This window comes from Pelomonas lactea (assembly GCF_043555885.1).
Taxonomy (GTDB): domain Bacteria; phylum Pseudomonadota; class Gammaproteobacteria; order Burkholderiales; family Burkholderiaceae_C; genus Pelomonas; species Pelomonas lactea.
In genome coordinates this window covers 16,657-36,048 of record NZ_JBIGHX010000013.1, presented here as the reverse complement: position 1 = coordinate 36,048, position 19,392 = coordinate 16,657, and the positions used below count along the sequence as shown (strand labels likewise).

Below are 19,392 nucleotides of genomic sequence, written 5' to 3'. Positions count from 1 at the left end.
TGGCAAGATCGGCGCTCGCAGCGAGAAAAGGCAGTGACGTGAACGAGAGCTTGGGACAGCGCGCACGCGCGCGGCGCGCATTGATGAAGCGGGGCGCGGCGCTGGGGGCCATGCCCGGCGCGTGGGTTGCGTCGGCCGCGACGGCCCGGGCCCAGCCGCCGCGGCCCGACGGTGCGCCGGTGCGTCTGGCGTTGCTGCTGGGCAATCGCGACTACCCGGCCGATCAGGAGCTGCCGCCCATCCCGAAGAACCTGCGCGACTTGAAGGCCGCGCTGGAGGCCAAGGGCTTCGCGGTCACCGACGCGCTCAACCTCGACGTGGCACGCTCGCGCGCCGCCATCGCGGCCTTCGGCAAGGTCGTCGCGGCCGCGCCGCCCGACGCGACCGTGTTCTTCTACTACAGCGGCCACGGCGTCCAGGACGAGGCGCGCAACCTGCTGATCGCCGCCGGCGTGAACCCCGGCGTGGTGGCCGACGTGCAGAAGGGCAGCCTGGAGCTCAGCCAGGACGTCGTGGGGCCGCTGGCGCCGCGCGCCGCCGGCGCCACCTACGCGGTGCTGGACAGCTGCCGCGTCGCCATTCGCGCGGCCGTGCGCGACAAGGACGGCCTCAACCAGGTCGAGGCGCCGCCGGGTTGCCTCATCGCGTTCTCCACCGGCGCCGGCAAGCCCGCCATCTCGCCCGACTCCGAGAACCAGAACACCTTCTACACCGCCTCGCTCGTCAAGGTGCTGAACTCGGTGGGCGAGGAAACCAGCTTTGCCGACATGTTCCGGCTGGTGCGCCGCGACGTGCGCGAGACCATGCTCAACCACCCCGTCAACGCGGTGCGCGTGCTGGCGCAGGACCCGTTCATCGCCGACAACGTGCAGACCCACGCGCCGGTGCTGTGGCGTCCCCGGCCCGCCGACGCGGCCGCGCCGGCGTCCAGCCAGCAGGACGAGGAGGAACTGTGGGCGCAGATCCAGCAGAGCATCTGGCCGCCCGAGCTCGTCAAGCTGGCCAGCCGCTACCTGGAGCTGTTCCCCCAGGGGCGCCGCGTGCAGCCGGCGATGGTCGCGCTGGAAGGCTCCAGCGAGGCTGCCAAGCTGCTGCAGCGCAGTGACATCAAGCTCTACCGCAGCTCCTTCCAGCCGCCCGCCAGCGCCAGCGCGGCCATGCAGCGCGACTTCAAGCGCGCGGCCCGCGGCGACAAGGATGCGGCCAAGCGGCTGGGCCAGGCCTACCTCGACAGCGCCGTCGACCCCGCGTTGGACGTCAACAAGGCGCGTGGCCGCTACGAAGGCTGGCTGCAGTACGCGACCGCGCTGGGCAACGGCATCGCCAGCTACGACCTCGCGCTGCTGTACCGGGCGCGCGGCCAGGACGAACTGGCCACGCGCTACGAGCAGTCCGCGCGTTCGCTGGGCTTCACGCCGCCACCGGCGCTCGACAATAAGCGAAAGTGATGAGCCCGCCACCCGCCACCGGGTGGCCGGCAATTGAGCCGACATGATCGCGGTGATAGGCTGCGCCGGCACAAGCTGATGCGCATCGCGCAGGGGGGACAGATTGGACGACGTGCGGGAACGCCAGGAACTGGTGGAACGCTGGCTGGGATCGTCGGCGGCCGATGGCACGCCCTGCGGGCCTAACCTCGAGTATGCGGGCTCCTTCCTGGAGCTGGAGCAGGCCGCTGCCGGCAAGCCCGAGACCCAGCACAGCGCCGCCGAGCCGCCCGACTGGAGCGACGTCTACGCACGCGCCTCGGCCCTGATGGACGAGACCCGTGACCTGCGCGTGGCGGTGCCCTGGATACGCGCGGCCGTGCGCCTGCACGGTGCGGCCGCCCTGCTCGACGGCCTGCGTCTGCTCAACGGCCTGGTGTCGGGCAACTGGGACGCGCTGCACCCCGAACCCGATGACGGCGACCACTTTGCCCGGGTCAACGCGCTGAACGCGCTCGCGAGCCCCGAGTACCTGCTGGGCGACCTGCGCGCCAGCCCCGTCTATGCCGATCGGCGCGTCGGCGCGCTGCTGGGGCGCACCTTCGAGCTCGCCTGGGGCGGGCTGGCCCCGCGTGACGACGAATCTCCGCCCAGCCGCGAGTCGCTGGCGCTGATGCTGCAGGAAGCCTACGAGCAGTCCCCGGAGCTGGCCGAACTGCCGGCCCGACTGCGGGCCGAGCTCGGCACGCTGTCGTCGGCGCTGGACGACCGGCTCGCCGGCACGCCGGGGCTGGACCTGGCGCCGCTGAGCAAGTGGCTGTATCAACTCGGCCAGCTCTTCCCGGCTGCGGAGGCCGCTGCGGCCGAAGGCGAGTCCGTCGACGGCGACTCTGCGGCGGACGGCGCCAGCGCAGGCGGCGCGCGTCCCGCGGCGCGCACGCCCGGCGCCATCCAGTCGCGGGCCGATGCCATCCAGGCCATCGACGCCATCTGCCGCTACCTGGACCAGCACGAACCCACCAACCCGGCCCAGCTGCTGCTGCGCCGCGCCAAGAGCCTCATCGGGCACAACTTCCTGCAGCTGATGAAGGAGCTGGCGCCGGACGCGCTCGCCGAGGTGGCCCGCGTCATGGGCGTGGACCCTGAAACCGTGACGACGCAGGACTCCTGAGACCGGCAACTTGGGAAACAATGACTCTTCAAACCACAGGCAGACACCATCATGAGTAGCAGCCAGAAATTCATCGCTCGCAACCGCGCCCCGCGCGTTCAGATCGAGTACGACGTGGAGTTGTACGGTTCGCAGAAGAAGGTGCAGCTGCCCTTCGTGATGGGCGTGCTGTCCGACCTGTCCGGCAAGCCCAAGTCCGATGAGCCGCTGGCGCCGGTGGCCGACCGCAAGTTCCTGGAGTTCGATGTCGACAACTTCGACGCGCGCATGAAGGCCATGAAGCCGCGCGCCGCCTTCCAGGTCGACAACGCGCTGACCGGTGAAGGCAGCCTGTCGGTGGAGCTGACGTTCGAGAGCATGGACGACTTCTCGCCGGCCGCCGTGGCCCGCAAGGTCGATTCGCTGAACAAGCTGCTGGAAGCCCGCCAGCAGCTCTCCAACCTGATCACCTACATGGACGGCAAGTCCGGCGCCGAGGAACTCGTCGCCAAGCTGCTGGCCGACCCGGCGCTGCTGCAGGCCATGACGGCCAACGCCAAGCCCGCCGACGGCAACAGCTGATCGGGCGCTGCGCGCCCGTTGCAGAGCAAGACACGAGAAAGGACCTTTCGATGGCTGCCGAATCCTCCACCTCAGCATCCGCGCTGACCAGCGTTGCCTTTGAAGGCAGCGACCTGGCCTCGCTGCTCCAGCGCGAGTTCAAACCCAAGACCGACGACGCCAAGAATGCCGTCGAACAGGCCGTGCAGACGCTGGCCATGCAGGCCCTGTCGCAGTCCAAGATCGTCGGCAAGGACGTCTTCGCGACGATCGAGCAGATGATCGCGGCGCTCGACGAGAAGCTGTCGGCGCAGGTCAACAAGATCATCCACCACGAGGATTTCCAGAAGCTCGAGAGTGCCTGGCGCGGCCTGAGCTACCTCGTCAACAACACCGAAACCGACGAGATGTTGAAGATCAAGGTCTTCAACATCTCCAAGGCGGAGCTGGGCAAGTCGCTCAAGCGCTTCAAGGGCACGGCCTGGGACCAGAGCCCGCTGTTCAAGAAGATCTACGAGGAAGAGTTTGGCCAGTTCGGCGGCCACCCCTTCGGCTGCCTGGTGGGTGACTACCACTTCGACCAGACCCCGCCGGACGTGGAACTGCTGGGCGAGATCGCCAAGACCGCCGCGGCCTCGCACACGCCGTTCATCGCCGGCGCGTCGCCCACCATCCTGCAGATGGAGTCCTGGCAGGAGCTCGCCAACCCGCGCGACCTGAACAAGATGTTCACCAGCCCGGAGTACGCCGCCTGGCGCTCGTTGCGCGAGTCGGAGGACTCCAAGTACATCGGCCTGGCCATGCCGCGCTTCCTGGCGCGCCTGCCCTACGGCGCCAAGGCCAACCCGGTCGAGGAGTTCAACTTCGAGGAAGACACCGGCGGGCAGGACCACAGCCGCTTCTCGTGGGCCAATGCGTCGTATGCGATGGCCGTCAACATCAACCGCGCCTTCAAGGAGTACGGCTGGTGCACGCGCATCCGCGGCATCGAGTCCGGCGGCGCCGTGCAGAACCTGCCGGCCCACACCTTCCCGACTGACGACGGCGGCGTGGACATGAAGTGCCCGACCGAGATCGCCATCTCCGACCGCCGCGAGGCCGAGCTGGCCCGTGCCGGCTTCATGCCGCTGGTGCACAAGAAGAACAGCGACTTCGCCGCCTTCATCGGTGCGCAGTCGCTGCACAAGCCGGCCGAGTACGACGACCCCGACGCGACCGCCAACGCACGGCTGGCGGCCAACCTGCCGTACATCTTTGCAACCAGTCGTTTTGCGCACTACCTGAAACAGATGGCGCGAGACAAGATCGGGTCCTTCAAGGAGAGGGACGACATGCAGCTGTGGCTGCAGAACTGGATCATGAACTACGTGGATGGTGATCCGGCCCACTCCTCCGAAGTGACCAAGGCCATGCGCCCGCTGGCCGCTGCGGAGGTGGTCGTCGAGGAAGTCGAGGGAGCGCCGGGCTATTACCAGTCCAAGTTCTTCCTGCGGCCCCACTATCAACTTGAGGGATTGAGCGTTTCGTTGCGCTTGGTGTCGAAGCTACCATCGACCAAGGGCGCTTGAGAGTTTTTCGCAAGCCGCTAGCCGGGCCGGCGTTTCATGATTGCCCGTTCACACACAGGAGAGCGATATGGCTGTAGACATGTTCATCAAGATCGGCGACATCAAGGGTGAGTCCGCCGACAAGGCCCACAAGGACGAGATCGATGTGCTGGCCTGGAGCTGGTCGCTGAGCAACAGCGGCACCACCCACGTGGGCGGCGGCGGCGGTGCCGGCAAGGTCAACGTGAATGACATCTCCATCACCAAGTACATCGACTCGGCCAGCCATGCGCTGATCCAGGCCGCCTGCTCCGGCAAGCACTTCAAGGAAGCCAAGCTGACCGTGCGCAAGGCCGGCGGCAAGCCGCTGGAGTACATCAAGATCAAGCTGGAAGAAGTGCTGGTCACCAGCGTGCAGGAAGGTGGCTCGGGTGGCGAAGACCGCCTGACCGAGAACATCACGCTGAACTTCGCCAAGTTCACCTACGAGTACACGCCGCAGGACACCGCCGGTGCCGCGGGCGCGGTCAAGACCGCCAAGTGGGACATCAAGCAGAACACCGACGCTTGATGACCTGACCCTGTGCTGTGATCGGCGCAACCCCGTTGCGCCTGCTAAAGCTGCGAGCAAGGCATGGCCAAGAGTGATATTTTTTTGCGCCTCAAGAGCCTGAAGGGCGGCGTCATCAAGGGCGAGAGCGCCGACGCACAGCACAAGGACGAGATGGACATCCGCTCCATCGCCTGGGGAATGAAGTCCACCACGGCGATGGGCGCGAAGGGGCCGTCCAACAAGACCTCGTTCGATTCCGTCAAGATCGTCAAGGACGTGGACCGGGCGTCCACGGCCCTGATGGGCGTCATGCGCACCAACGATGCCGTCGTCGAGGCGGTCGTCACGGTGCGCAAGGCCAGCGGCGGCGCTGCACCGCTGGACTACATGCAGGTCAAGATCAAGGACGGCCGCATCACGGCCTATGACCTGCAATCCGACCCGGCCCAGCCGGCGCTGCTGGTCGAGACGCTGAGCCTGACCTTCAAGGCCATCGAGATCCAGTACAAGGCGCAGGATGCCTCCGGTTCGGGCGGCGGCGCAACGACCTTCAACGCGGAAGCGATCTAGCCCATGGGCAACCCGACCCCTTTCGAGCAGGCGCTCAAGGCCGGCACGCCCGAGGCGGCGCTGGCGCTGTTGCAGGCCGACGTGCGCGCGCAGCCCGGCAAGGCCGAGCTTCGCGTGGCGCTGTTCCAATTGCTGTGCGTTCTTGGACGTTGGGACAAGGCGCTGAGCCAGCTCGACGTGGCTGGCCAGCTCGACGCCGGCGCGCTCGCGATGGTGCAGACCTACCGCGAAGCCATCGCCTGTGAGCGGCTGCGCGGCGAGGTTTTCGCCGGGCGGCGTGTGCCGATGATCTTCGGCGAACCCGAGCCCTGGCTGGCGATGCTGGTGGAGGCGCTGCTGCAGGACGGGCGCGGCGAAACGGCGCTGGCGGCCAGCCTGCGCGCCCAGGCCTTCGACGCCGCGCCTGCCAACCCCGGGCAGATGGATGGTCGTGCCTTCGACTGGCTGGCTGACGCCGACGGCCGGATCGGCCCGGTGCTGGAGGCCATCGTCAACGGCCGCTATTACTGGGTGCCGTTCGCGCACCTGAGCGCCGTCAGCATCGAGGCGCCGGAGGACCTGCGTGACCTCGTCTGGGCGCCGGCCCAGCTGTCGTTCACGAACGGCGGTGAAGTGGTGGCGCTGCTGCCCAACCGCTACCCCGACCTGCCGGCCGACGCCGACGGCGCGCTGCTGATGGCCCGCCGCACCGAGTGGCTGCCGGGGGCCGGTGACAGCTACCGCGGCCTGGGCCAGCGCATCCTCGTGACGCCGGAGGCCGAGACGGCGCTGCTTGAGGTCCGCGAGCTGCGTTTCGACGCCCAGGACGCCGCCGACGAGGCCGAGGCCGCCGCTCCCGCAGCCGACGCCTGAGCGCCAGGGCCATGGCGCAGACCGCTCCGCGTGACCGGCTCCAGCCGTCGCTGCTCGACCGCCTGACCGACACCGACCCCGGCACGCAGGTGGAAGCGCGCGAGCAGCGCGTGCTCAATGCCCACGCGCTGCGCCAGGCGGTGCTGCGCGACCTGCGCTGGCTGTTCAACGCCGTGCGGCCCGAGGCGCCGTACTGGTTGCTCAATGATCAGGGCGCCCACCTCGACAACGCCGAGGAGGAGCAGCGCCTGGGCCGATTCCAGGACTGGGACGCGCTGCCGCTGACGCGCAACTCGGTGCTGTGCTTCGGGCTGCCGTGCCTGTCGGGGCTGACGGCCTCGACGCTGGACATCCCGCGGCTGGAGGCCACCATCCGCCGCGCCATCATCGATTTCGAGCCGCGCATCATCGCCGGCAGCCTGAGCGTGGAGGCCGAGTTCAGCGAGGACGTGCTGCACCACCACAACCTGGTCGCCATGCGCATCACGGCCCAGCTGTGGGCGCAGCCGGTGCCGCTGGAGCTGGTGCTGCGGACCGAGCTGGACCTGGAGTCCGGCCAGGTGCAGGTCCAGGAACTCAACCGCTAGCTGCCATGGACCCGCGCCTGCTGGAACTCTACGAACGCGAACTGGGCCACCTCAAGGAGATGGGCCAGGAGTTCGCGCGCCAGTACCCCAAGATCGCCGGCCGCCTCAGCATGGACGGCCTGCAGGTCACCGACCCCTACGTCGAGCGCCTGCTGGAGGGCTTCGCCTTCCTGGCGGCGCGCGTGCAGCTGCGGCTGGATGCCGAGTTCCCGCGCTTCACGGACCGTCTGCTGGAGATCTGCTACCCGAACTTCCTCGCGCCTGTGCCGTCCATGGCCATCGTGCGGCTGCAGCCCAACCTGGCCGACCCGGCGCTGGCCGAGGGCCCCGAGGTGGCGCGTGGCACGGAGCTGCGCGGGCTGCTGGGCAAGGGCGAGGAGACGGCCTGCCGCTTCCGCACCGCGCACCCGGTGCGGCTGTGGCCGCTGGAGGTGCGCGAGGTGCAGTACCTCAGCCACGTCGCCGACGCCGGCCTGCCACCGCAACTGAGCGGCAGCCGCGCGCGCGCGGGCATCCGTGTGCGGCTGGCCGCCGTCGGGGCGCTGGGGCTGCACCAGCTCAAGCTGTCGCAGCTGGACCTGCATTTCAGCGGCCAGGCCGGCGTGGCCTTCAAGCTGCACGAGCGCGTGCTGGGCCACACGCTGGCGGTGCTGGTGCGCCCGGCCGGCGGCAGCGGCACATGGCAGTCGTGGGTGGACGCGCGCCAGCTGCAGCCGCTGGGCTTCGAGACCGCCGAGGGCCTGCTGCCGGACGAGCCGCGCAGCTTCGAGGGCTACCGGCTGCTGCAGGAGTACTTCGCGCTGCCGGAGCGCTTCCTGTTCGCGCGTCTGCAGGGGCTGGACGCCGCCATCGCCGGGCGGCCGGCGCAGGAGGTCGAGCTGCTGTTCCTGCTCGACCAGGGCGACACGCAGCTGGAGGGCGTGCTGGACGCCAGCAGCATCGCGCTGCACTGCACGCCGGCCATCAACCTGTTCCCGCACCGCTGCGACCGCATCGCCGTGCGCGAGGGCATGCACGAGTTCCACGTCGTGCCCGATGTCGCCCACCCGATGGACTACGAGGTGTTCGAGGTCGAGCAGGTGCACGGCTACGGCACCGGCAGCGACAGCGAGCAGGAGTTCCTGCCGCTGTACTCGGCCTTCCACACCGAAGGCCGGGGTCAGCAGGCCTATTACTGCCAGCAGCGCGAGCCGCGCGTGCTGTCCGAGCGTCAGCGCAAGCTCGGGCCGCGCTCCAGCTACGTCGGCGCCGAGGTCTTCCTCAGCCTTGTCGACCCGCGCGAGGCGCCGCTGCCTGCCGGGCTGCGCCAGCTGGCCGTCAAGGCCTTGTGCACCAACCGCGACCTGCCGCTGCACCTGGCGGTGGGTGTCGGCCGCACGGACTTCATCCTCGAGGTGACGGCGCCGGTGGACAGCGTGCGCGTGCTGTCCGGCCCCAGCAAGCCGGCCCAGCGCGGGCGCGACGCCTCGCATGTGTGGCAGCTGGTCAACCACCTCAGCCTCAATCACCTGTCGCTCAGCGACACCGACCCCGACCAGGGCGCCGCCGCGCTGCGCACGCTGCTGGGTCTGTACGCCCACAGCCAGGACGCCGCGGCGCAGCGCCAGATCGAGGGCATCCGCCACGTGCGCGTCACGCCGCGCGTGCGCCGCCTGCCCGAGGCCGAGGGCAGCGAGCGCGGCAAGTCCTTCCACAGCCGCATCACCTACGGGCGCACGCTGGAGGTGGAGGTGGAGGTGGACGAGCGCGCCTTCCAGGGTGGCAGCGCCTACCTGCTGGGCTGCGTGCTGGGGCGCTTCTTCCGGCGCTACGCGTCCATCAACACCGCGGTGCAGACCGTGCTGACCTCCAGTTCGCGCGGCGAGCTGATGCGCGACACGCTGCGCTGGGGCCGGGGAGCGGTGCTGTGACCGACGACCTGCCGCCCGACGGCGCCGAGCACCCGCCGGGCGCGGCCACGCCGGCCGTGCAGGCACGCAAGGGGCCGGTGCCCGGCGCGCGCCCGGCCGAGCTGCAGGCGCTGCTGCAGCGGCTGGCCGACCAGCCCTGGGCCTACAACTTCTACGCGGCGCTGCGCCGCATTGATGCGCTGAACGCGCCCAACCCGCCGCTGGGCCAGGCGGCCCGGCCGGCGGACGAGCCCATCCGGCTGGGCCAGCCGCCGTCCATGAGCTTCGCGCCGTCCGACCTCGTCGGCCTGGTGCGCGACCCGCGCGCCACGGCGCCGCGGCTGGACGTGCGCTTCTTCGGCCTGTTCGGCCCGCACGGCAGCCTGCCCGCCCACCTCAGCGACTACGCGCACGAGCGCCAGGGCAAGGGCGACACCACGCTCACCGCCTTCGCCAACGTCTTTCATCACCGGCTGCTGCTGCTGTTCTACCGGGCCTGGGCGCAGGCCCAGCCCACGGTGCAGCTGGACCGGCCGCAGGACGACCGCTTCGCAACCTATGCCGCCTCGCTGGCCGGCTTCGGCGCGCCCGGCGCGGCGCCGGCGAACGCGACGCCGGCGCACCTGCGGCTGTTCTTCGCCGGCCGCTTCGCGCAGCAGGCGCGCAACGCCGACGGGCTGCAGGCCGTGCTGGCCACCTATTTCCGCGTGCCGGTGCAGATCGAGGAGTTCGTCGGCACCTGGCTGGCGCTGCCGCGCGACGAGCGCAGCCAGCTCAAGCGCTGGCCCGACCGCGGCCAGCAGCTCGGCGCCGGCGTCGTGCTGGGGCGCAGCGTCTGGGACGTGCAGCACCAGTTCGGCATCGTCATCGGCCCGATCCGGTTCGAGCGCTTCGAGAGCCTGCTCAACCAGGCGCAGGAGCTGGCCGAGCTGCAGTCCATCGTGCGCGACTACGTGAACGACATGCTGGGCTGGCGGCTGACGCTGCGCCTGCTGCCGCAGGAGGTGCCGACCGCGCGCCTGGGCGGCGGCCACCGGCTGGGCCGCTCCACGTGGCTGCAGCGCGCCACGCCGCGCAGCGAATGCGCCGACGTGCGCGTCGAGCCCGAGGCGCTGATGCGCCGTGCCAGGCGGCCCGCCGCCGCCCACAGAACACCAACCCACTGATTCGGGAGATCAGCATGAGTGAGATCAGTCGCCTGTCCCTGTTCGGCAAGCTCAACCCCATGGCGTACAAGGCCGTGGAGGGCGCCACCGTGTTCTGCAAGCTGCGCGGCAACCCGTTCGTCGAGCTGGAGCACTGGATCGCGCAGATCGTGCAGTCGCCCGACAGCGACTGGCCCGTGCTGTTCAAGCACTACGGCATCGACAACGCCGTGCTGGCCAAGGACATCACCGCCGCGCTGGACCGCCTGCCGCGCGGCGCCACGGCCATCTCCGACATCTCCGACAACATCAGCAACGCCATCGAGCGGGGCTGGGTCTACGGCTCGCTGATGTACGGCGACAACGTCGTGCGCACCGGCTACCTGCTGCTGGGCATGCTCAAGACCACCTACCTGCGCAATGCGCTGTTCGCCATCTCGCGGCAGTTCGAGCGCATCGCCGGTGACGATCTCGCCGCCAAGCTGCGCGACCTGGTGGCCGGCTCGTCCGAGCAGAATGCGGTGGCCAGCAGCGCCGCCGCTGGCGAGCCGGGCGAGGCCAGCGGCGCCATCGCGCCCGCGGCGATGGGCAAGCAGGAGGCGCTCAAGCGCTTCACCACCGACCTGACCGCGCAGGCCCGCTCCGCGACGATGGACCCCATCGTCGGCCGCGACGAGGAGATCCGTCAGGTCGTCGACATCCTGATGCGCCGCCGCCAGAACAACCCCATCCTGGTGGGCGAGGCCGGCGTGGGCAAGACGGCCGTCGTCGAGGGCTTCGCGCAGCGCATCGTGCGCGGCGACGTGCCGCCGGCGCTGAAGGACGTCGAGCTGCGCGCGCTGGACGTGGGCCTGCTGCAGGCCGGCGCCAGCATGAAGGGCGAGTTCGAGCAGCGCCTGCGCGCCGTCATCGACGAGGTGCAGGCCAGCGAGAAGCCCATCATCCTGTTCATCGACGAGACCCACACGCTGGTGGGCGCCGGCGGCGCCGCCGGCACGGGCGACGCGGCCAACCTGCTCAAGCCGGCGCTGGCGCGCGGCCAGCTGCGCACCATCGGCGCCACCACCTGGGCCGAGTACAAGAAGCACATCGAGAAGGACCCCGCGCTGACGCGGCGCTTCCAGACCGTGCTGGTCGACGAGCCCAGCGAGACCAAGGCGCTGCTGATGATGCGCGGCGTCGCCGCGACGATGGAGAAGCACCACAAGGTGCTGATCCTGGACGAGGCGCTGGAGGCCGCGGTCAAGTTCTCGCACCGCTACATCCCTGCGCGCCAGCTGCCCGACAAGTCCGTCAGCCTGCTGGACACTGCCTGCGCCCGCGTGGCCGTCAGCCTGCACGCGACGCCGGCCGAGGTGGACGACAGCAGCCGGCGCATCGAGTCGCTGGAGACCGAACTGGGCATCATCGGCCGCGAGGCCGAGCTGGGCATCGACACCCGCGAGCGCCAGGCCGCCGTGCAGCAGCTGCTCGATGACGAGCGCGCCCGCCTGGCGCGGCTGAACGCGCAGTGGGAGAAGGAGAAGGGCCTGGTCCAGCAGCTGCTGGCACTGCGCCAGCAGCTCAGCGGCGCCGAGCGCCTGACAGACGAGGATGCGCTGGCCCAGGCCCAGCGCGACCTGGCCGCCACGCAGGCCGAGCTGGCCCAGGTGCAGGGCGAGCAGCCGCTGATCTTGCCCACCGTGGACCAGCAGGCCGTGGCCGCCGTTGTGGCGGACTGGACCGGCATCCCGGTCGGCCGCATGAACGCCGACGAGATCGAGACCGTGCTGCAGCTGCCCAGGCTGCTGGCCGAGCGCGTCATCGGCCAGGATCATGCGATGGAGATGATCGCCAAGCGCGTGCAGACCTCGCGCGTGGGGCTGGACAACCCCAGCAAGCCCATCGGCGTGTTCATGCTGGCCGGCACGTCGGGCGTCGGCAAGACCGAGACCGCGCTGGCGCTGGCCGAGACGCTGTACGGCGGCGAGCACAACCTCATCACCATCAACATGAGCGAGTACCAGGAGGCCCACACGGTCTCGTCGCTCAAGGGCGCGCCCCCCGGCTACGTGGGCTACGGCGAGGGCGGCGTGCTGACCGAGGCGGTGCGGCGCAAGCCCTACTCGGTGGTGCTGCTGGACGAGGTCGAGAAGGCCCACCCCGACGTGCACGAGCTGTTTTTCCAGGTCTTCGACAAGGGCTGGATGGAGGACGGCGAGGGCCGCCAGATCGACTTCAAGAACACGCTGATCCTGCTGACCACCAACGCCGGCACGGACCTCATCGCCGGCCTGTGCAAGGACCCCGACCTGATGCCCGACGCCGAGGGCCTGGCCAAGGCGCTGCGCGAGCCGCTGCTGAAGATCTTCCCGCCGGCGCTGCTGGGCCGGCTCGTGACCATCCCGTACTACCCGCTGTCCGACGAGATGTTGGGTCGCATCGTCAAGCTGCAGATCGAGCGCATCAGGAAGCGCGTCGAGGCGCGCCACAAGGTGCCGTTCGAGTACGGCGACGAGGTCATCAAACTTGTGGTGAGCCGCTGCACCGAGAGCGAGTCCGGCGGGCGCATGATCGACGCGATCCTGACCAACACCATGCTGCCCAGCATCGCGCGTGAGCTGCTCAACCGCATGGTGTCGGGCGTCGAGGTCAAGCGCATCGCCGTCAGCGTGGCCGACGGCAACCTGGCCTACGCGTTCGACTGACCGCTACTCCCGCGTCATCTGCACAAGGAGCCGCCATGTCCTTCATCACCGAAGACCGGCTCCTCGACCCGCTCTCCGATGCCTGACACCCCGATGCCCCCGACCGCCGCCGCGCCCGAGCTCGACGAGGCGGACTTCGAACTCCCCGAGGGCCTGAGCCTGCCCGAGACGCTGGCGTTCGCGTCGCGCCTGCACCAGCTGGGCCAGCTCGACCCGGCCGTGGCGCTGTACGAGCGCGTGCTGGCCGAAGCGCCCGACCAGCCCGACGCGCTGGCCTTCCTGGGCATCGCCAGCCACCAGCGCGGCGACAGCGCCCGCGCCATCGCGTTGCTGCGCCGCAGCCTGGAGATCGCGCCGCGCGCCGGCGGCTGGAACAACCTCGGCAACGTGCTGCTGGCGCAGCGCCGCTTCGACGAGGCCGGCACCGCCTATGAGCACTGCGTGGCGCTGGAGCCCGGCAACGTCGAGGTCTTCAACAACCTCGGCGTGCTGCGCCGCGCCCAGCGCCGCGACGCCGAGGCCGAGCAGGCCTACCTGCGCGCGCTGGACATCGACCCCGAGAACCCCGACGTCCACAACAACCTGGGCAACCTGCGTCTGGACCAGGGCCGCGTGCCCGAGGCCGTGGCGCACTTCTGCCGTGCGCTGCTGGTGCTGCCGCTGAGCCCCAGCACGCGGCGCATGCTGGCCTCGGCGCACCTGCTGCTGGGCGAGCGCGACAAGGCCGCGCAGATCTTCCGCGACTGGCTGGCCGCCGAGCCCGACAGCGCCACCGCCCGCCACCACCTGGCCGCCTGCACGGGGGACGACGTGCCCGAGCGGGCCGACGACGCCTACGTCGAGGCCACCTTCGACAGCTTTGCCGACAGCTTCGAGAGCAAGCTGGCGTCGCTGACCTACCGCGCACCCGAGCTGCTGCGCGACGCGCTCGCGCGGCGCTGCGGCGAGCCCGATGCGTCGCTCAGCGTGCTGGACGCCGGCTGCGGCACCGGCCTGTGCGGACCGCTCATCAGGCCCTGGGCGGTGCGGCTGGAGGGCGTGGACCTGTCGGCGCGCATGCTGCAGTCGGCGGCGCAGAAGCGGGTCTACGACGGCCTCTACAAGTGCGAGCTGACCGAGTTCCTCGCCGCCACGCCGCCGCGCTGGGACGTTGTGCTGTCGGCGGACACACTGTGTTACTTCGGTGACCTGCGCGCCGTGCTCGCCGCGGCGCGACAGACGCTGCGCCCGCCGGGCCTGCTGCTGTTCACCGTGGAAGCGCTGGACGCAGCCTCCGGCGAGGACTGGCGCCTGATGGGCCACGGCCGCTACGCCCACTCGGCGGCCTATGTGCGCCGCTGCCTGGCCGAGCTGGGCTACGTGGGCATCCGGCTCGACCCCGTGGACCTGCGCACCGAGGCCGGGCGGCCCGTCGCGGGCCTGGTCGTCGAGGCCTTCCGACCGGCCGAGGACACCCCCCGCTGACGGGCCGGGCCATAGACTTTCGACGAGCCCACGCCGCACACTACGCCATGGCCACCCTTACCTCGCAGACCGGCACGGTCTATTCGCTCGACACCGTCTTCGGCACCGACCTGCGCTTTCGCGCCTTCAGCGGGCAGGAGGCGCTGAGCGCCGGCTTCGAGTACGTCGTCGAGGCCGTCAGCCTGCGTCCCGACCTGGACCCGGCCAAGATCCTCGGCGAGCTGGCCAACGTGGCCGTCGAGCTGCCGGCTGGTGGCGAGCGCCACTTCAATGGTCATGTGGCCGAGTTCCTGTACGAAGGCCAGCGCGAGAACAGCCGCTTCCACCACTACCGCCTGGTGCTGCGCCCCTGGACCTGGCTGCTGTCGCGCAACAGCGACTGCCGCATGTTCCAGGCCGAGAGCATCCCGGACATCATCAAGAAGGTCTTCGCCAACTACGGCGATGCGCAGTTCAAGCTCAGCCTGACCGGCAGCTACGCGCCGCGCGAATACTGCGTGCAGTACCGCGAGACCGACCTGAACTTCGTCATGCGGCTGATGGAGCAGGAGGGCATCACCTTCTTCTTCACGCACGAGGCCGACAAGCACACGCTGACGCTGGTGGACAGCCCCAGCGCCCACAAGCCGTTCCCCGGGTTCGAGACGCTGCAGTTCAACCCGTCGCACCAGGGCGGCGTCGAGGAGGAGGCGGTGTCCAGCTGGCAGTTCACGCAGCGCATCGAGCCGGCCTCGTACACGCTGCGCGACTTCAACTTCCTGCGCCCCAGCGACGACCTGCACAGCGTGCACCGCCAGCAGTTCAAGCATGCGGCCAGCGGCGGCGAGATGTACGACTACCCCGGCGAGTACGAGACCGGCGGCGACGGCAAGCGCTACGCCCGCGCGCGGCTGGAGGAGCTGCAGGCCGGCCACGAGATCGTGCAGGGCAGCGCCAACGTGCGCGGCATCGTCACCGGCTGCGAGTTCAAGATCAAGGACCATCCGCGCAGCGACCAGAACGGCCAGGACTGGCTGGTCACCGGCACGCAGATCCACGGCGAGGACGACACCGGTGACGCCAGCGAAGGCGCGGCCGGGCTGAGCTTTCATTGCAGCTTCCAGGCCATGCCGGCACGCCGGCCATTCCGCCCGGCCCGCGTCACGCCGCGGCCCATCGTGCAGGGCCCGCAGACGGCCTTCGTCGTCGGCCCGGCTGGCGACGAGATCCACGTCGACGAGCACGGCCGCATCAAGGTGCACTTCCACTGGGACCGCCTGGGCGACGGCAAGGACAAGGACTCGTGCTGGATCCGCGTCGCGCAGATCTGGGCCGGCAACGCCTACGGCGCGCTGTCGCTGCCGCGCGTGGGCCAGGAGGTCATCGTCGAGTTCCTGGAGGGCGACCCGGACCGGCCGCTGGTGACCGGCAGCCTCTACAACGGCACCAACCGCCCGCCGTTCTCGCTGCCTGCCGAGAAGACCCGCTGGGGCTTCAAGAGCCGCAGCACCAAGGGCGGCGGCGCTTCCAACTTCAACGAATTCAGCTTCGAGGACAACAAGGGCAAGGAAGAGGTCTACCTGCACGCCGAGAAGGACCAGACGCTGTTCTCCAAGAACAACCGCACCGAGTACGTCGGCGGCGAGAGCCACCTGCAGGTCACCAAGGACACCAAGGCCAAGCACGGCGCCAACGTGCACACCGACATCACCGGCGACGACGTCAACAAGGTGGGCGGCAACTACCACCTGGCCGTGACGCAGAACTGGGAGGTCAAGACCGGACCGAAGTTCGCCGTCCAGGCCGGCAACGAGATCCACCTGAAGTCCGGCACCACGGTCATCATCGAGAGCGGCACGCAGATCTCGCTCAAGGTCGGCGGCAACTTCATCGACATCAACCCCGGCGGCGTCTTCATCAAGGGCAGCATGGTGATGGTGAACTCGGGCGGCTCGGCCGGCTCGGGCAGCGGCGCCTCGCCCGGCAAGCCTGACGCCGCCGACAAGGCGCGCGACTCCAAGGGCGGCACCGACAAGGCCATCAAAGTCACGAAGGCCGAGGCCCGCAAGGTCAGCCCCAAGGCCGCGGCGCTGAAGTCGGCCCGCGCCAAGTCGGCGCCCTTCTGCGAAATCTGCGAAGGCTGAGCGCGCATGCAACGCTTCATCGAACTCTGGGGCGCGCTGCAGGTCGGCGCGGAACGGCCCGTCTACCTGTTGCTGGACTGCGCCGGCTTCGAGCAGGGCTTTTCCGCCATCCCGCAGGATCTGTTCGACCGCCTGCAAAGCCTGGTGACCGGCGACCTGGGCGACGAACTGGCCGACACCGCCGGCTACCTCGGCCGCATCGTGAAGGCCGACGCCGCGACCGCTGCGCGCGTGGAGGAACTGCTGGACGCGCAGCTCGCAATGCTGCTGGTGCCCAGGCTGGCGCCGGCGGAACCGGGCGAGCCGGGCACCACACCCGACTTCGCGGTGCTGCACCGCCACCTGCGCAAGTACAACGTCGTCTACTCGGCCGACGGCAAGCCGCTGTTCTTCCGCTACTACGACCCGCGCGTCGTCGACGACCTGCAGCGCGCCGGCCTCACCGAACTGACCGGCCCGGTCTTCGCGCCGTTCGAGGCGCTGGTCTACCGCGATGCGATGGGGCAGTGGGCGCGCGTGGCCACGGTGGCGATGGCGCAGGCGTGACGCCGATGCTGTCCGTCAGCAACCGCCAGCTTGCTCACATCGCCGTCAGCCGCATGACGCGGCTCGTCGCCGAGCAGTTGCAGAAGCACTGTGCCGGCCTGCTCGGCACCGACGTTCAGCAGGCGCTGACGCTGGCGGAGCTGCAGGAACACGTCGAGACCGTGCGCCGCCGGCTCAGGCCTTGGCACATGGACGGCGAGCGGCTGGTCGTCAAGTACAGCGTCGGCTCGCTGATGCTGGGCCAGTACCCGGACGAGATCGAGCCGCGCATGAAGCCCACGCTGGCGCGCGACGACTGGTCCGCGTTGCAGAAGGAGGGCTTCCTGGATCAGGCCATCACCGCGCTGCTGGAACGGCGCCAGCAGTCCGCGAAGGCCGGCGCGTGAGCGACGCGCTGAAGAAAGCCCAGGCGCACAACGCGCAGGGCGGCGGCGCGAGCGGCGGGGACTACCAGGCCGCCAAGGACGACATCGATGCCAGCTGCAATGGCGGCGACAAGCCCGTGCAGCCGTGCAAGTCCACCAAGGCCGAGCGGCGCGCCAATCGCAAGCGCCAGATCAAGGCGTCGCAGGACAAGCTCGCCGGCATGCCGCCCGGCAAGGAGCGCGACGAGCTGAATCAGGCGACGACGCGGTTTGCCGAGAACATCAATTCGGTGGAGAAGGCGCAGCTGGCCAGCAATGTCTATCCGGTCAAAGGCCCTGACGGCAAGCTGGTGACGCCGCCTGCACCGGAGGGATGGACCAACATCAGCGACAACCCCACTGCGCTCGCCAAGTACGACCTCACCCCTGAGGATCTCCGCATCGAGCGATCCGAGTTCCGCGCCCAGGTCTATGAGCCTCAACCCGGTGTGTTCGGGGAAGACCTCAAGCCCGTCGTGGCGTTCAAGGGCACGACACCCACCAGTGGCGAGGACTGGAGCAACAACGTGAGGCAGGGGCTGAACATGGAGTCGCCTTACTACAAACAGGCTGTCACCATTGGACGGAAGCTGCGCGGGGGCGGTGCCGATGTCGAAATCACCGGGCACTCACTGGGGGGCGGCATGGCATCGGCGGCGGCCAATGCCAGCGGCAGCGTGGGCACCACGTTCAATTCCGCCGGGCTGCACCCGGACACGGTTGCAAAGTACGGCGGCAAGATGTTGTCGCCGCCCATCACGGCCTACCAGGTCGATGGCGAAGTGCTGACCGGACTCCAGGAGCAAGGTTTCAAGGGAACGCTGGCGGCGGCAGGCGTCGGTTTTCTTGCCGGCGGGCCAGTGGGCGCGCTCATCGGCGCGTTGGCGAAGATGGGGTTGTCAGCCGGTATGCACGATGCTGTGGGCGAGCGGCGCCCCTTGCCCAGCACGGGCGGAAACCCTGTCGCCCGGCATGGCATGGATCAGGTCATCGCAGGCATCGAGTCCCAGAAGAGCGAGGATCAGGCCAAGCTCGCCAAAGCCACGGGTATCCCCATCATGCAATGAGCACCACCACTTCACCTGCTGCACGGCCGAGCCGTAGGTCGTGGCTCGGACGTTGTTTCTGGGCCTCGCTGGCTGCGCTCTCCCTGACCGGATTCCGTATGACCCCCACCGCAGAACAGATCTTCTCCGACCGCTACCTCGACATCGCCCGGGCGCTGCAGGCCCACGACTTCGCACGCGTGCGTCAACTGGCGCAGGGTCTGCCGCTGGACGTTCCGGGCAACAAGCGCATGACGCTGCTGTGGTTTGCCATCGCGAACAAGAACTTTGCGGGCGTGACGGTGCTGGTGGCGCTTGGCGCCAAGCCCGATGAGCAGCCGGTCGAGGGGCTGGGAACGCCGCTGGGCGCGGCCTTCGAGTCGCGCGAGCTCCAGCTGCTCACGGCCCTGCTCGATGGGGGCCTGTCACCCAACCACACCCGCGCCAACGAAAAGCCGATGCTGCAGCGTGCAGTCATGTCAGGCACGCCCGCGCACGTCAAGCTGCTGCTGGATCGGGGTGCCGACATCAACCAGCGCGACAGCATCGGCGGCACCGCGCTGTCCGAGGCGATCGCCTCGATGCAGCCTGACCTGGCGCTCTACCTCGTCGAGCGGGGCGCGGAGGTGTCGCTGCCCACGCGCCGGGGTGTCACCCCGCCCTGGGCGGTCCAGCTGGCGCTGGAGGATCTGGCCGCAGGAACCGAGATGGCAACCAAGTTCGGTCGGCTGAAGGAAGCGATGTCCAAGCGCGGCGCGCGCTTCCCCGCCACGCCTCCCGCGCAGATGCGCCAGCAAATGAAGGCACAAGGCCTGCCCGTTGCGGAGTAGGCTGGCGCCCA

17 protein-coding genes are annotated in these 19,392 nt (G+C 69.5%); all 17 read left to right on the top strand.

Annotated elements, in window-relative coordinates; translation table 11 throughout:
* Positions 1–83 precede the first annotated feature (83 nt).
* The 17 genes from ACG04Q_RS25255 to ACG04Q_RS25175 all read left to right on the top strand — a co-directional run bounded on the left by ACG04Q_RS25255 (position 84) and on the right by ACG04Q_RS25175 (position 19,381).
* Positions 84–1,448: a caspase family protein gene (locus ACG04Q_RS25255; RefSeq protein WP_394514615.1), complete on the top strand. Its 1,365-nt coding sequence runs from the start codon at positions 84–86 to the stop codon at positions 1,446–1,448.
* 112 nt (positions 1,449–1,560) lie between these two features.
* Entirely contained in the window at positions 1,561–2,598 is a 1,038-nt protein-coding gene (locus tag ACG04Q_RS25250) for a type VI secretion system protein TssA (protein WP_394514613.1), read from the top strand.
* Positions 2,599–2,646: 48 nt separating this feature from the next.
* The gene (tssB, locus tag ACG04Q_RS25245; protein ID WP_474103968.1) at positions 2,647–3,159 is read left to right on the top strand and encodes a type VI secretion system contractile sheath small subunit; all 513 of its coding nucleotides are present in this window, start codon (positions 2,647–2,649) and stop codon (positions 3,157–3,159) included.
* A 50-nt stretch (positions 3,160–3,209) separates the two neighbouring features.
* The gene (gene tssC, locus ACG04Q_RS25240; RefSeq protein ID WP_394514609.1) at positions 3,210–4,706 is read left to right on the top strand and encodes a type VI secretion system contractile sheath large subunit; all 1,497 of its coding nucleotides are present in this window, start codon (positions 3,210–3,212) and stop codon (positions 4,704–4,706) included.
* A gap of 67 nt (positions 4,707–4,773) precedes the next feature.
* Positions 4,774–5,256 carry an Hcp family type VI secretion system effector gene (locus tag ACG04Q_RS25235; RefSeq protein ID WP_394514607.1) on the top strand — a complete coding sequence of 161 codons (483 nt, stop codon included), beginning with the start codon at positions 4,774–4,776 and terminating at the stop codon, positions 5,254–5,256.
* Positions 5,257–5,319: 63 nt separating this feature from the next.
* Entirely contained in the window at positions 5,320–5,808 is a 489-nt protein-coding gene (locus ACG04Q_RS25230; protein ID WP_394514605.1) for an Hcp family type VI secretion system effector, read from the top strand.
* A gap of 3 nt (positions 5,809–5,811) precedes the next feature.
* Positions 5,812–6,660: a type VI secretion system accessory protein TagJ gene (locus ACG04Q_RS25225; protein ID WP_394514603.1), complete on the top strand. Its 849-nt coding sequence runs from the start codon at positions 5,812–5,814 to the stop codon at positions 6,658–6,660.
* 11 nt (positions 6,661–6,671) lie between these two features.
* Positions 6,672–7,247 (top strand): type VI secretion system baseplate subunit TssE, encoded by a 576-nt coding sequence (gene tssE / locus ACG04Q_RS25220; RefSeq protein ID WP_394514600.1) that lies wholly within the window; start codon positions 6,672–6,674, stop codon positions 7,245–7,247.
* A gap of 5 nt (positions 7,248–7,252) precedes the next feature.
* Positions 7,253–9,157, top strand: coding sequence for a type VI secretion system baseplate subunit TssF (gene tssF / locus ACG04Q_RS25215; RefSeq protein ID WP_394514598.1), 1,905 nt, complete (start codon positions 7,253–7,255; stop codon positions 9,155–9,157).
* Positions 9,154–10,302: a type VI secretion system baseplate subunit TssG gene (gene tssG / locus ACG04Q_RS25210; protein ID WP_394514596.1), complete on the top strand. Its 1,149-nt coding sequence runs from the start codon at positions 9,154–9,156 to the stop codon at positions 10,300–10,302. The genes tssF and tssG overlap by 4 nt, the downstream gene beginning before the upstream one ends.
* A 14-nt stretch (positions 10,303–10,316) precedes the next feature.
* Entirely contained in the window at positions 10,317–12,968 is a 2,652-nt protein-coding gene (gene tssH, locus ACG04Q_RS25205; RefSeq protein ID WP_394514593.1) for a type VI secretion system ATPase TssH, read from the top strand.
* A gap of 93 nt (positions 12,969–13,061) precedes the next feature.
* Complete coding sequence (locus tag ACG04Q_RS25200) at positions 13,062–14,432, top strand: tetratricopeptide repeat protein (RefSeq protein WP_394514590.1); 1,371 nt, start codon at positions 13,062–13,064, stop codon at positions 14,430–14,432.
* Between the two features lie 47 nt (positions 14,433–14,479).
* Positions 14,480–16,555: a type VI secretion system Vgr family protein gene (locus ACG04Q_RS25195; protein WP_394514588.1), complete on the top strand. Its 2,076-nt coding sequence runs from the start codon at positions 14,480–14,482 to the stop codon at positions 16,553–16,555.
* A 6-nt stretch (positions 16,556–16,561) separates the two neighbouring features.
* Positions 16,562–17,101: a DUF4123 domain-containing protein gene (locus ACG04Q_RS25190; RefSeq protein WP_394514586.1), complete on the top strand. Its 540-nt coding sequence runs from the start codon at positions 16,562–16,564 to the stop codon at positions 17,099–17,101.
* Positions 17,098–17,487 carry a hypothetical protein gene (locus ACG04Q_RS25185; RefSeq protein ID WP_394514584.1) on the top strand — a complete coding sequence of 130 codons (390 nt, stop codon included), beginning with the start codon at positions 17,098–17,100 and terminating at the stop codon, positions 17,485–17,487. The genes ACG04Q_RS25190 and ACG04Q_RS25185 overlap by 4 nt, the downstream gene beginning before the upstream one ends.
* A complete protein-coding gene (locus tag ACG04Q_RS25180) occupies positions 17,484–18,572 on the top strand; it encodes a Tle-like phospholipase domain-containing protein (RefSeq protein WP_394514582.1) in 1,089 nt (362 codons plus the stop codon). Before ACG04Q_RS25185 ends, ACG04Q_RS25180 begins: the two co-directional genes overlap by 4 nt.
* Positions 18,573–18,670: 98 nt before the next feature.
* Entirely contained in the window at positions 18,671–19,381 is a 711-nt protein-coding gene (locus tag ACG04Q_RS25175) for an ankyrin repeat domain-containing protein (RefSeq protein WP_394514580.1), read from the top strand.
* The last annotated feature ends 11 nt before the right edge of the window (positions 19,382–19,392 follow it).